Raw genomic sequence first — 12,754 nt, forward strand, 5'->3', positions numbered from 1 at the left:
ATGTCGCTATTAATCAAAAGAGAGACAAAACATGTACACGCAAGCCCCTCGTCAAATCGCCCCAGCGATGGTGCCCTCGGCGCTCAACCGTCGCCACCTGTTGGCGGGCAGCGCCAGCGCCCTGGCCGCCCTGGGCCTTGCCAGCTGGAGCACCGGCGCAGCAGCCCAGGCCAAAACGCTGCCGGCTTACGTTGCCTGGAAAGATGCCAACAGCACGATCGTGCACAGCGCCACCACCATCGAGACCAAGCGCAGCGCCTTTGGCACCAGCGTCATCACGCCGGCCGAGCAACTCTACATCCGCAACAACCTGCCCGCGCCCGATGCCTCGATCGTGGCCGACCGGGATGCCTGGGAGATCAGCATCGAAGGGGTCGGCAATCCGCGCAAGGTGAGCTTGCGCGAGCTCAAAACGCTGGGGCTTGAAACCGTGGCCATGGTGCTGCAGTGCTCCGGCAACGGCCGCGGTTTCTTTCCCAGCAAACCCAGTGGAACACCCTGGACCGTTGGCGCGGCCGGTTGCGTGGTCTGGAGTGGGGTGCCGGTGCGCGCTGTGGCCGAGGCGCTGGGCGGTGTGGCGGGCGGCATGCGCTTCATGACCGGCACGGGCGGCGAAAAGTTGCCCGATGGGCTGGATCCAAAAAGCATCATCGTCGAGCGCTCGGTTCCTGCCTCGGCCATGGCCGATGCCTTGCTGGCCTGGGAGATGAATGGGGCGGCGATCCCGCTCGCGCACGGCGGACCGCTGCGTCTGATCGTGCCCGGCTACACCGGTGTCAACAACATCAAGTACATCAAGCGGCTGGCGTTCACCGCGCGGGAAACCGACGCCAAGATCATGTCGCACGGCTATCGCATTTCCCCACCGGGCGGCCAGGGCGATCCGAACCAGCCTTCGGTGCAGGAGATGAGCGTGAAATCCTGGATCAACTCGCCGGGCCCCGACAGCGCGCTTCTTGGGACAGGGCGTGTGCAGATCAGTGGTGTGGCCTTTGGGGGCCTGCATGCGGTCAGGCGTGTCGAAGTCTCCGTTGACGGCGGCAAGACCTGGGTCGATGCGCGCTTTGTGGGTCCCGATCTGGGCAAATATGCCTGGCGGCAGTTTGTGCTGGAGACCCGGCTGCCTGCCGGGCAGCATGTGCTGGCCAGCCGCGCCACGGACGCGCTGGGCAATGTCCAGCCGCAGCAACGCCTGGAAAATGCCGCCGGCTACAACAACACCAGCTGGTCCGACCACGCAGTGACGGTCAAGGTGGCCTGAGGCACCTGCTTGCATCCTTTTCATTTCTGAACCGAGGCCCCATGAAGCTGAACTTTTTATGCCTTGCCGCAGCGCGCCACACGCTGGCCGGCTTGTTCTGTCTGACAGCCTTTGTGTCCTTGCCGGTCTGGGCTCAGGATGATGCCGCCCGGCTTGCACTGGGTAAAAAACTGTTCATGCAGGCCGCCGTACCGGCGTGCGCGGTCTGTCATACCCTGAAAGATGCGGGGGCCAGCGGCGCCATTGGCCCTGTGCTGGACGAGCTCAAACCCGACGCCGAGCGCGTGGCCAAAGCGCTGCGCAATGGCATCGGGCAAATGCCGTCCTACAAGGCCAGCCTGAGCGAGGCGCAAATCCTGGCACTGGCGCAGTACGTTTCAAAGGCCAGCGGCGCCTCGAACTGATTTAGAACTAATCCGTAAATTATGTTGACCTTCAACGATACCTTACGGAACGCGATGATCGCGGCAGCCACAACACTAATCAAACAAACTCTGGTTTTCCGTTTCCATTGTCTTCTTAAGTGAATTCATCGTATCGGCCCGATTGACCAGACGAATCAAAGTCGCGGTGTATCCCAGACCTGCACCGCCAATGTTGACGGAAATTGCCAGCTCAACCGGCACAGACACCCCGTACGCCATACAAAGATTCAGGCAACGCAAATCTCCCGAGTCAGCTATGCGGGTGATGACTTTTCTGAATCCCACGTCATCCTTGGTAAACAATGGGCTGGGCAAGAATTTATCAATCAGGGTGAAATGCGCATCTGCAGACGTCACGTCAACACTTGTGACTATCACCGTGAGGGTGTGCGAATTTGCCGCCGCGTATTTTTTGGGCAGTGGCCTGGCATCGGGAAATGTCAGAATCTCCTGTTCGTCGCGCACCGTCAGGGAATCCCCGTTGAGAGAGAGAAAGCGTCCGCGAGCGACTTTCGGATCGGGTTCATCATTCAACGCCGTCAACAGTTCCTCGGCTGAAAGTACATCGGTTTTTGCTTTATTTATGATCGGTTTTAGACGGGCCAAGGCGGAGCGCCTTGCCACCGTCTCGGCCTCCGCAGCTGCAACAACATGCCCGTCGATAAAATTTTTCTGTTTCGTTTCCGTCCGCGCGAGGACTATTTCCAAAGACCGGATCTGGTCGGCTGGCACTCCGATTAGAGTCGCATCGCCAGGATGCGTTTTGTAGCCTTCGAGGGTGCGCATTGCATGACGTAGCAAATCAATTGAATGCTGAAGCGAAATCAGACTGGCATGGGTGGCCAGATCAATGCTTTGGGTCATCAAAATCTCCGTAGTGGTAAAAAGCTTTTCTGGTGAAATGTGCAGGTCGGCGTAAGTCGTTCTGCAAAACGCACCGTGCGAGGGACAAAATTCAGCCAGCATCACGACCTCCTGTGTTGACAAACTGGACAAGGGCATCAATTGCCAGACAGTAGCTGCGCGCGACGGCCGTTAACCTTGCGCTGACCACCAGGTTTTGCGCATTACGCGGGAACAGGGAAATGACGGGACGCTCGCCGATGCGTGGGTCTGGCACAAGTTTCACGGCGGGGGCGAGGGCGGTCATGTGGCTGATCTCAACGGGCGTCAGATGCTTGGCGCCAATCCGAACGTGGACGGACAGCGCTGGCGGCAATGATTCGGCGATTCGCCGCCAATAAATCACCTTGTCTGGCAAACGATGGCGTTGAGGCTCATCCCTGAAGAAGATTTGCCTGATCATCGAATAGTCCATTGGCTCCATCCCCCGCAACCACGAAAGCAGGATCAATCCTGTCTCAGACAGTGCCATGTTGATGTTGGCGGCCTGACCCCTGGCCTGCGGACCTTGTCTGCCACGTCTGACTGCGGTGGCGATCATGCTCTCGGGAGGCAAAGCTGCTTCCAGGTCTGCTGCCACTCGGAGCCGAATTCCAGTCTTTTCAACAGCCATTTCCTGGCGCAGACCCAGTGACCGCACGGTCAAATAGGTCAGTCGTTCCTGGTCATTGGCTGCAGAAGTGGGGTCACAGATAGTGGCACTTATGGGGTCACTGACGGCCATAGGTGATGCCGGCCTGTCAATTGCCGCCGGCGCGGGGGATGGCGTCGGAACCTCCCCGCGTCGAAAATTCTGCTTGTGCGTCTGGTTGGTCACCCAACGCCACACGTCAAATGCGTTGGCTGAGGAGGTTTCGTCATTCATGGGCGATTACTCCTGGACCGCGCTTGGCGCAAGGTGGCGGGCGAAATGCCGAGCTGCTTCAAAAATCCTGGACCTGGCACCTTTTCATGCAGGCTGGCCATTGCCACCATGGCGTAAATCAGGGGCCAGCCGGCGAGGTAGTTGCCAAGGGCCGCGCGAAGATCCCCCTGGCCGGCCATGGCGACAGCCCTGGAAAGACGCGTCCAATCCTTCTCTTGCTCGTCGAGCCAATCCCGGCATTCGCGCGGACCTGCCTCGGAATTCAGGATCTTCAGGGCGAGTGCTTGCCAGCCAGGCCACGCAATTTCCTGCAGTGTCGCTGAGCGTACGCTGTGGGGTCTGGCCTGCCTATCGCCGGTGGCATCCTTCAGCGCAGCAGCCCAATCGGTGGAAAGGCGCTGATCGCGCAGGCCACTTGCCGTGGAGCCGTCCCCGCGAAGCAGCAGCGGCCGCTCGCCAAAGTACGCCTGGAGTTCGTTCATTTTTCCCCGCAACTGGCTCGCCTGTTCTTGTGTCAGAGGCACCACCCTGATTGCGTTCTCGGTTTTATGGACGTCGTAGCCGACGCGCTCGATGACCAAGCCTCCACTGGGCGTTAAGCAGCGCGTCGTAAGGCTTGAGACATCACCGGCTCGGAGAGGCGCCATTTGACTGACGATGGGGCGAAATGCGGTCAAGGCGTAGTCGCCGGGGAAGTCTTCGTTCCACTCCTTCAGAATGTCGATAGCGCGGGCATGGTTCTTTGTTGTGATCAGGCATGCAGACGCCGACCCATGGAGGGTGATTGTTTTTGCTACAAATTCCAATTTGGCTCGGACTTCGGGCGGCACGTATTCGTGCCGCCGCATAAGACTGCCTACCAAGGCGTGGAGGGCGTGTTTCGCTCGGTCATTCAGATTTCCACCATCGTTGACGGCGAGTGCCGAAGATTCGTCAGTCGCGCAGGCGCGGTTGATCTGCGTCATCCAGGTGGTCCATTCGTCATCCTCCCAGTCCTGCGGATCGACTGACAAATCGATCTCCTTCTGCGCGACTAACAAGGTGGTCGCGTAAGTCAGAATCGAGGAGATCTGATAGCAGCCGTTTGCGCCATCGCGAGACCTGCGAAGCTCATCAACGATCCACGCTTTCAGCCAGAAAATGAATGGGGACCATGCAATGTCGGGATCCTCCAGACCTTCGAGACACTTGATGGCGCGAGCTCTTTTTTCTCCGTGGCGCTCTGCGCTTGACGCGTATTTTCCCAAGGTAGCGATCAGAAATCGCGAGTCTTCACCCTTGCGCGCAGATTTCGCACCGCCTGACTTGCGTGACGGGGTCTGGGATATTGCAGAAACAGGCGCTCCCGCAAGACGGTGAAGTGAGAGCTCAGACAAGCACGGTGCCGCAACGGAAAGATTTGACACAGCGCAAATCGGAGGCGGGAATGTCAGCCTGCGAAAGCCTTCCGCAATCGCAGAGAGCGTGCCCCAACAAGCGCTGTCGGATGCTGGCCACCGGCTGTGCTTGGTTTTGCGTATGGCCGCACAGGTAAGCGCAATGAGAGTGGCGCTCGACATCGCGGAATCCTCCATGCGGTCAAGAAGGTGGGCCGTGGTGGCTTGAATCGGCATCCACGTCGGATGAACGAAATGACTCCTTGCCCAGTTCAAGCCCGCACGCTGATCAACGCTCTTTAAGACCTTGCTCGTCTCAGTCACAGCCGAGATGCAAAGGTTTGGGCATGGAATATGGTCGATGAACATCAGGTGCAGCACAGCCAGGGCACTGCAGGGGGCGTCGATATTGCCAGCGAGGAGATCCGTTCTGATCTGCTCGGCCGCGCGCCATTCAAGTAACGTTTCGACGCTCAGCGGCTCCAGAATGGTCCGCGGGTCCGGGACTGGGCCATTGACCAGCGCATGAGTTCTGAGCCGCTTCATTGCCGGAAGATTTATCGTGGGCAAATCAGTGATGCCGACTTGGATCTCGGCCTCGCCGAAGATCAGCGCACCGGTTTTTTCCATTTCCACACACAGTCGATTGGCCACAACCAGCGGTGGGATATCCAAGTATGGACCATGGGTCCTGGTCACATCGCGCGTGTGACCGGTTAGCGACCGTATCAACCAGCGGTCACAGTCATTCTCATCCAGGTGGGTCACCCACTGACTCCGCCCAAAATTAGCAGCGGATCGGAAGAATTCCGTGGTGATGGATGTCACGGCGGAGGTGCTCAACACCTCAGACGTCGTGACTCCATCCCGCGTTCGCCACTGCAGAAAAACTTCATTGGTGATTTCCCAGCTGAATAAGCTGCCTGCGGCGTGGGGACAGGCCAGGGGGTGCATCACCCTGTGGCATTCGACGGCGCTGAGCAGGATTTTCTTGATGGCAGCCGTTTTGGGCACCAACCTGGGCTGGGCCCGTCCTCCCTCATCTTTGTCCTGAATGACCATGACATCGGGATGAAGGTACAGCGCTCCTGCCGTCAGACATTCGAGGCGCGTTCCGCGGTGAGCGCTCTGAATCACCAGTGCAGCGCACAACAAAGCCATCCAGCGGTTGCAGGACTCCTGGACATCGTTCTGCTGGGTAGCGCTCAATGCCGCTGCTCGGGTTGTGTTGATGGCCTGGGTGAGTTCATGCCAGCCTTGTTGCAGCTGGGCAGTTTCGAGGACCTTTTGACAACCCGCGCGTCCAGAATCAGAAAACAGCCGCGACGGAGCACCAAACCCTAAACGCTCATAGACCATGGCCACGCGACGGGTCATGGTTGTGTATGACGGCCCAAAGTAGAAGAGGGCGGCGGGCGCGGTGGCGGCAAAGAATCCTGCCATCAATGCGGAAGTCATGTCGCTGCCGGTCAATTCGAGATAGACGCGAGGCAGAGACCGAGCGAACCGTCCGCGGTGCGGTGGGTGTGACGGATGACCGCAATTGCGCAAAAACCGCCTATATCCCTTCAGGTCAAAATGATCTGTACCTTGGATGGTAAGAATCAAGTCCTTGAGATTCCGCGCGCCGGGATGGGTGTCATTTGCGGTCCTTAAAGGTGCGTCGACGATATCTGGCCAGGGACAGAATATGGGCTGGACGTCATCAGACGCGGAGAGGTCGCCCTTCGACATTCGGTAGGACGTGAAGTTCCAGGCCCAAGCGCCTTGCTCAAGGTCAAGCCAAATACTGTGGGCTGGGTGGAATTGCAACTCCAGAGCGATCACGTCGGTGCAGCCGGTCACCAGGGACAAGATTGCCAGGAGTGCGAAGCCGCGTTCACGGGGTGTGCCGCTCTCGATGAATTTCACAAGCTGGACAGTTACTTCTGCAAGGTCGCCCAACAGTAGCTGGTCGCGGTGATAGAGTCCCAATTTTTCCGCAAAACCCGCGTAGTCAGCGGCAGCCAAACGCGCCGAGATGTCCGGTGTGATCTCCTCTTGATCGGCCATTTCCGCGGGCTTGATCACCTCTCGCGAGAGTGATGCGGGTGACCGGGGGGATTCGTCTAGGAACTCGGTTTCGGAAAGCTGTCCCGATTCGACACTCTGATCAATAACGATCAAGTCCGGTGGCGGGATCAAGGTCTCAAGCACCGCGATGGCTGTTGTGATGAAGCCCAGCGTGGGACTGTCCGGCGGCACCGTCTCCAAGATTTTCTTCAAATCTTCGCTACGCGCGAAACTGGCGTCGAGCAGCAGCGTCCAATCTTTCGACCGCCGCCCTTTGTTCTGCCTTGCGAGGTTCAGCGTCTGCAAGCCATTGAGAAGCTCTTTAGCCAGCACCTCGTTGCGTGCGGCGGCATGGATTAACGCTCGGCCAAGCAGACCATGTGCCTCGTAAACGGGGCCGACTTTCGATGCCGGGGGGCGCCAGTTAAGGAACTGTCCGTATTGCGGCGGCAAATTTTCTGGTTTGTTGAAGAGATGAAGGGGTGCTGTGTTGGAGGTAGGCGATGCAAATTTCAAGGTGCCCTGCATCTGCTTTGTGATCAGGCTCCACTTCTTGATGGCTTCATTCGGCCATAGCTCCGTCGCTGCTTGAATGCAGGACAAAATGCCGGTCAGCGAGTGGGCTGCGCCGGTTAGATCGGTGGGCGTGCTTACAGCGCGCAAAAGCGCAATTGACGGAGGATTAAATAGTGGTGTTGTAGCTTCAATAGACATTGCATGACACGTGCATGCAGGCGCACGTGCTCCAGCTCAGGGACCAAAAGGAGGGGTGGTTTTTCGCCCGGTGTTGGGCGCTGAACTGGACGCTTTAGTCCATACCAATGACAGATGCCATTAGCCGAATCCATGCGGACTCTTGGTAATGCGGGAAGCACTTCGGCTGGGTTTGTGTCACAAGGACACAGGTTCTCCTAGCTACCTGACCGAATTATTGCCAGACTAATTTTGCGAGTCAAGCTTTTGTTGGCGATCGTCAACATTTTCAAATTTGGAGTTTGATTTATTGGTGACCCCAATGGTCATGATCATTGGAATGTCAAGAAATCTGGTGTGACATCGAATCGATTCGCGAGAGAGCTAAATAGGTGTCATGTCACGCCACTAGGCAATTGAGAAAAGTGCTGAAATACTGATAAAATCCCTTTATAGAGTGTGAAGAAAAGCATTTGGCACCGACTAAAACCTAACGAGTTACACGTTAGGTTTGAACTCTCATAACCCAAAGCTCCTCGCGCAACCAAAACAAAAAAGCCCTCATACGAGGGCTTTTTCGTATCTGCCAAGTCTTCGCATATGGGGCGCAGACACTTGCATTTCCGTCTACTTCACTTCCTCGCTCTCCAATGATTTCGCGTCGCCAATTCACTGTCATGGGCTCTGCGGCTGTTCTTTCCGGCTTTCACACGGCCAAAGCCCAGACAAGCAGCAAGATCATTCTGGGGCAGTCTGCGCCGTTCAGTGGGCCCGCGGCGCAGCTGGGGATCCAGTTTCATCAAGGGGCGAAAGTCTGGTTCGATCAGCTCAATGCCCAAGGCGGCGTGGGAGGTAAATCCATTGAGCTGCGCAAGATGGACGACGGTTATGAGCCGGAACGTTGTGTCGCCAACACGCGCAAGATGATCGAGGAAGACGTCTTTGCCTTGTTTGGCTACATCGGAACACCGACCAGCCTGGCGGCCTTGCCCTTGACTACCAAAGCCCAGATTCCGTTCATTGCCCCGTTCACAGGCGCCATGGCGCTGCGTGAGCCGTTCAACCGGTATGTGTTCCACCTGCGTGCCTCTTACAACGACGAAACAGCGCTGATCGTCAAGCAACTGACGAATCTGGGGCTGAAAAAGATAGCAGTGTTCTACCAGAATGATGCCTACGGCAAGGCGGGGTTGGATGGCGTGAACCTGGCACTGGCCGAGCTTGGTCTCAAGCCTGTGGCGCAGGCAACGGTGGAACGGAATTCCGTGGATGTGAACGCTGCCGTCAAGACGTTGGTGGCTGCTGCCCCCGATGCCGTGGTGCAAGTCAGTGCTTACAAAGCCAGCGCAACCTTCATCCGCGCTGCTCGCAAGGCGGGTTATGGTGGTACTTTCTACAACGTTTCCTTTGTCGGGACACAGGCGCTGGCTGACGAGCTGGGCAAAGAAGCCGCGGGCGTGGTTGTATCGCAGGTGGTGCCTTCGCCCTACAGCGCAGCACGGCCGATCACCCGCGAATTTGTGGAAGCTGTGAAGAAAGCCGGTGGTGATGCACAGATCAACTACTCCAGCATGGAGGGTTATCTCGCCGCGAAACTTGTCACGGAAGGTCTGAAGCGCACGGGCGCCAAGGGCATGAGCCGCGAGGGGCTCATTCACGGCATCGAGTCGATCGGTACGCAGTCCTTCGGGGGCTTCGCGATGCAGTTCAGTGCGAATGACCATGTGGCGTCGAGTTTTGTCGAACTGTCCATGTTGACGGGCGACGGCAAGGTGCGGACCTGAGGAGGCCAGCGCTGGCAACTTGTGCCAGACGCGACTAGACTTGCAGGTCAGGAGTGCACATGAAAGTCATCGATTCCATCGTCAGTCAGGCCGCCAGCATCGCGGCGATACGGCGTGACATCCATGCCCATCCGGAACTGTGCTTCGAGGAGATTCGCACCTCCGACCTGGTCGCTCAGACACTCACGCAGTGGGGTATTCCGGTGGTGCGAGGCCTGGGCGGAACCGGGGTGGTGGGCATCGTCAAGAGCGGCACTTCGGCACGTGGCATCGGTCTGCGTGCAGACATGGATGCACTGCCAATGCAGGAGTTCAATACCTTCGAGCACGCCAGCCGTCATGAAGGAAAGATGCATGCTTGCGGCCACGATGGTCATACGGCCATGCTGCTGGCCGCCGCACAGCACTTGGCCAAGGAGCGCCATTTTGATGGCACGGTGTACCTGATCTTCCAGCCGGCCGAAGAAGGCGGGGGCGGGGCGCATGAAATGATGCGTGACGGGTTGTTCGAAAAATTTCCTATGGAGGCCGTTTTCGGCATGCACAACTGGCCAGGCATGCCGGCAGGCAGCTTTGCCGTCAGCGCCGGCCCCGTCATGGCCTCCAGCAACGAGTTCAAGATCACGATCCGCGGTAAAGGGGGCCATGCAGCCCTGCCGCACAACGCCATTGACCCGGTACCGGTCGCCTGTCAGATGGTGCAGGCCTTCCAGACCATCATCAGTCGCAACAAGAAGCCGATTGATGCAGGCGTGATTTCAGTCACCATGATCCATGCGGGCGAGGCGACCAATGTCATTCCGGACAGCTGTGAATTGCAGGGGACGGTGCGCACATTCACCCTGGAGGTGCTGGACATGGTGGAGCAGCGCATGCGCCAGATTGCGGAGCACATCTGTGCCGCATTTGATGTGAGTTGCGAGTTCGAATTCGACCGCAACTATCCGCCGACCATCAATTCGCCGCATGAGGCGGACTTCGCGCGCAAGGTGATGGCTGGTATCGTCGGCGAGACGCTGGTGTTGCCGCAGGAGCCCACGATGGGCGCCGAGGATTTCGCCTACATGCTGCAGGCCAAGCCGGGGGCTTACTGCTTTATCGGAAACGGTAACGGCGTGCACCGCGAAATGGGGCACGGCGGCGGGCCTTGCACACTGCACAACCCGAGCTACGACTTCAATGACGAGTTGATCCCGTTGGGGGCGACTTACTGGGTCAGGCTCGCGGAAGCCTGGCTTGCCGCGGACGAGTGATCAGGGCTGTTGGCAGAAGCCGCGGCTCGCGGCAATCTGCAGCAAACCGTCAAAGATCAGGCTATCGACCAGCTCAAACGGCACGGCCATGCTGGGGGCCATCTTCCAGCCGGCGCCGCCGGCCATGACACACCAGGGCTCGGTGCCACAATGCTGGCGCAGGTGCAGAACCATGCGTTCCATGGCGCCGGCAATGGCGTAGGTGCCGCCACTGGTCAGCGCATCGCTGGTATTGGTGGGGAACGGGCGCACTTCGCCCGTGGGGACATGCAGGCCTGCCGTACCGGACTCCAGCGCACGCAGCATGATCCCGTGGCCAGGCAGGATGTAGCCGCCAAGGAATTTCCCCTGGGCGTCAATGGCTTCCACGGTCACGGCCGTGCCCACCATCGTGACCACGATAGGGCGGGGCGCACCCATGGCGAGCATGCGGTGCCAGGCCCCGATCATGGCAACCCAGCGGTCCGGCCCCAGGCGGGCGGGGTGGTCGTAGCCATTCGTCAAGCCAGCTTCGAAGGCGCTGGAAACGACCCACTGGGGAGCGACATCCCACATTTCCATCTGATCCTCGACACGGTGCTTGACGGCATCGCTGGCGACCACGCAGCCCAGCATGCAGTTCGGGGCGGGGAGTTGGGACCAGGCACCTTCAGCCAGTTTGTCAATGTTGTCGAGGAATTCGGCGCCTTGCGCCAGCAGGTTGGCACCGGGGCGCGGTGCGTCAAACAGTGCCCACTTCAAGCGGGTGTTGCCAACGTCAATAGCCAGGAAAGTCATGGTTCTCGTTCACTTTACGTGCATTATCAAGGCTGGGGCCGTTGGCCGGCTGTCTCAACCTTGACGCCACGGCAGTCCGTGGTAACGCCAGCCACCCCGTCGGCCACGGTGCGCTTGATCATCCGGATCACCTTCGAATCCTTCAAGAATGTTGTAGGCCTCAATGCCGAGTTCCGAGGCGCGCTTGGCGGCGGCAATGGAGCGCACGCCACTGCGGCACAGCAGCACGGCCTTGGTGCCGGGTGGAACGGCCGCCCGGATGCCGGTATCGAAGTCGGGGTTCAGGGCCATGCCCGGCCACTGTTTCCAGGCCAGGGCGATGGCTTCGGGGACAAAACCGACCCATTCGCGCTCGGCATCGGTGCGCACGTCAATCAGTACCGCCTGGCCGGTTTTCCACCATTCGTAGGCGAGTTGCGGTGAAACATCGCCGGCATAACCCGTCGCGGCCCGTACCGTCATCAGCAAGGCACCTCCGGCGTCATGGCGCATGCCGGAACTCAGGTTGGCGGGCACGGCCTCGTCGATACGGCGCGGCTTCGGCAGATTCAGCGAATCCATGGTGGCCTTGAACTCGGCCAGGGTCTTGCCCGCGACGCGGGCGTTGGTGGCCTTTTCTGCGCCGATGGTCGAGTGGGTACGGCCCTGGTAGTCGTGGCCAGGCCAGACCAGCGTGTTGTCAGGCAGCGCAAACAGCACCTGGGTCAGGCTGCGGTAAAGCGCCTCCGCGCTGCCGGATTGGAAGTCGGTGCGGCCGCAGCCGTTGATCAGCAGTGTGTCGCCAGTGAACACATGGGCTTGCCCGCCCTCCTGCCACAGGTAACTCATGCTGCCGGCCGTATGGCCCGGGGTGTGCAAGGCGCGCACGGTCTGGCTGCCGAAGTGCAGCGCACGGCCGTCGGCGAGCTGGACGGCCGCGGTACGAATGCCGCAAGCTTCCGGTGCCGCCGTCTGGGCGCCGGTGTGTTCGGCCAGACGTCCGGCGCTGGTGATGTGGTCGGCATGCGCGTGGGTCTCGACGGCCCAGACCAGCTTGAGGCCGTACTCGCGCAGCACCTGCAGATCGCGCTCCAGCTGCTCGTCCACCGGATCGATGATGAGGGCTTCCCGCGAAGCTTCATCAAACAGCACGTAGGTATAGGTGCTGGACGCCGGGTCGAAAAGCTGGATGGGTTTCATGGTGTGCGCAAGAGATGTGGCAGAAACGCCCTGCCGGAAGCCGAACTCTAAGGCATTTTAGAGAAGGCGTACCGGCCGGCGCCGTTTCCATGGCAATCCAATTTGCTATTGTTTTGATAGCTGTTTGCGCAATGGCGTCAATGTCTGGTGGTTGAAAATGCTTGGGGCCGACGTGCGAGCGTCGAT

General features: G+C 59.2%; 9 protein-coding genes and 1 pseudogene. 4 read left to right on the plus strand and 6 right to left on the minus strand.

Annotated features, from left to right (window positions below):
• Positions 1 to 31 precede the first annotated feature (31 nt).
• Positions 32 to 1,261: a SorT family sulfite dehydrogenase catalytic subunit gene (gene sorT / locus CDE01S_RS08005; protein ID WP_084382804.1), complete on the plus strand. Its 1,230-nt coding sequence runs from the start codon at positions 32 to 34 to the stop codon at positions 1,259 to 1,261.
• A 41-nt stretch (positions 1,262 to 1,302) separates the two neighbouring features.
• Positions 1,303 to 1,665, plus strand: a complete 363-nt coding sequence (gene sorU, locus CDE01S_RS08010) for a SorU family sulfite dehydrogenase c-type cytochrome subunit (RefSeq protein ID WP_084382805.1) — start codon at positions 1,303 to 1,305, stop codon at positions 1,663 to 1,665.
• A 75-nt stretch (positions 1,666 to 1,740) separates the two neighbouring features.
• Here sorU and CDE01S_RS08015 read toward each other — a convergent pair whose 3' ends face one another.
• The 3 genes from CDE01S_RS08015 to CDE01S_RS08025 are packed head-to-tail and all read right to left on the minus strand — an operon-like array spanning position 1,741 to position 7,596.
• Entirely contained in the window at positions 1,741 to 2,652 is a 912-nt protein-coding gene (locus CDE01S_RS08015) for a hypothetical protein (RefSeq protein ID WP_066705713.1), read from the minus strand.
• Positions 2,642 to 3,454, minus strand: coding sequence for a hypothetical protein (locus CDE01S_RS08020; RefSeq protein WP_157077076.1), 813 nt, complete (start codon positions 3,452 to 3,454; stop codon positions 2,642 to 2,644). Before CDE01S_RS08020 ends, CDE01S_RS08015 begins: the two co-directional genes overlap by 11 nt.
• Positions 3,451 to 7,596, minus strand: a complete 4,146-nt coding sequence (locus tag CDE01S_RS08025) for a hypothetical protein (RefSeq protein ID WP_157077077.1) — start codon at positions 7,594 to 7,596, stop codon at positions 3,451 to 3,453. Before CDE01S_RS08025 ends, CDE01S_RS08020 begins: the two co-directional genes overlap by 4 nt.
• A 629-nt stretch (positions 7,597 to 8,225) precedes the next feature.
• Here CDE01S_RS08025 and CDE01S_RS08030 point away from each other — a divergent pair.
• Together CDE01S_RS08030 and CDE01S_RS08035 are read left to right on the plus strand one after the other, a co-directional pair.
• Entirely contained in the window at positions 8,226 to 9,359 is a 1,134-nt protein-coding gene (locus tag CDE01S_RS08030; protein ID WP_066705720.1) for an ABC transporter substrate-binding protein, read from the plus strand.
• A gap of 59 nt (positions 9,360 to 9,418) precedes the next feature.
• A complete protein-coding gene (locus tag CDE01S_RS08035) occupies positions 9,419 to 10,612 on the plus strand; it encodes a M20 aminoacylase family protein (protein WP_066705722.1) in 1,194 nt (397 codons plus the stop codon).
• Here the strand turns inward: CDE01S_RS08035 and CDE01S_RS08040 are convergent, their stop codons facing one another.
• From CDE01S_RS08040 to CDE01S_RS19025, 3 genes and pseudogenes are all read right to left on the minus strand, one after another.
• Complete coding sequence (locus tag CDE01S_RS08040; protein WP_066705724.1) at positions 10,613 to 11,389, minus strand: type III pantothenate kinase; 777 nt, start codon at positions 11,387 to 11,389, stop codon at positions 10,613 to 10,615.
• A 54-nt stretch (positions 11,390 to 11,443) separates the two neighbouring features.
• Positions 11,444 to 11,851 (minus strand): rhodanese-like domain-containing protein, encoded by a 408-nt coding sequence (locus CDE01S_RS19020; protein ID WP_245636138.1) that lies wholly within the window; start codon positions 11,849 to 11,851, stop codon positions 11,444 to 11,446.
• Positions 11,852 to 11,875: 24 nt separating this feature from the next.
• Positions 11,876 to 12,568: pseudogene (locus CDE01S_RS19025) on the minus strand (MBL fold metallo-hydrolase); the annotation flags it as partial.
• Positions 12,569 to 12,754 lie beyond the last annotated feature (186 nt).

Source organism: Curvibacter delicatus NBRC 14919, assembly GCF_001592265.1.
Lineage (GTDB): Bacteria > Pseudomonadota > Gammaproteobacteria > Burkholderiales > Burkholderiaceae_C > Hylemonella > Hylemonella delicata.

Bases quoted from the DNA above. Each gene is read 5' to 3' on its own strand.
- sorT (WP_084382804.1), top strand. From the start codon at position 32: ATGTACACGCAAGCCCCTCGTCAAATCGCCCCAGCGATGGTGCCCTCG.
- sorU (WP_084382805.1), top strand. From the start codon at position 1,303: ATGAAGCTGAACTTTTTATGCCTTGCCGCAGCGCGCCACACGCTGGCC.
- CDE01S_RS08015 (WP_066705713.1), bottom strand. From the start codon at position 2,652: ATGCTGGCTGAATTTTGTCCCTCGCACGGTGCGTTTTGCAGAACGACT.
- CDE01S_RS08020 (WP_157077076.1), bottom strand. From the start codon at position 3,454: ATGAATGACGAAACCTCCTCAGCCAACGCATTTGACGTGTGGCGTTGG.
- CDE01S_RS08025 (WP_157077077.1), bottom strand. From the start codon at position 7,596: ATGTCTATTGAAGCTACAACACCACTATTTAATCCTCCGTCAATTGCG.
- CDE01S_RS08030 (WP_066705720.1), top strand. From the start codon at position 8,226: ATGATTTCGCGTCGCCAATTCACTGTCATGGGCTCTGCGGCTGTTCTT.
- CDE01S_RS08035 (WP_066705722.1), top strand. From the start codon at position 9,419: ATGAAAGTCATCGATTCCATCGTCAGTCAGGCCGCCAGCATCGCGGCG.
- CDE01S_RS08040 (WP_066705724.1), bottom strand. From the start codon at position 11,389: ATGACTTTCCTGGCTATTGACGTTGGCAACACCCGCTTGAAGTGGGCA.
- CDE01S_RS19020 (WP_245636138.1), bottom strand. From the start codon at position 11,851: ATGACGGTACGGGCCGCGACGGGTTATGCCGGCGATGTTTCACCGCAA.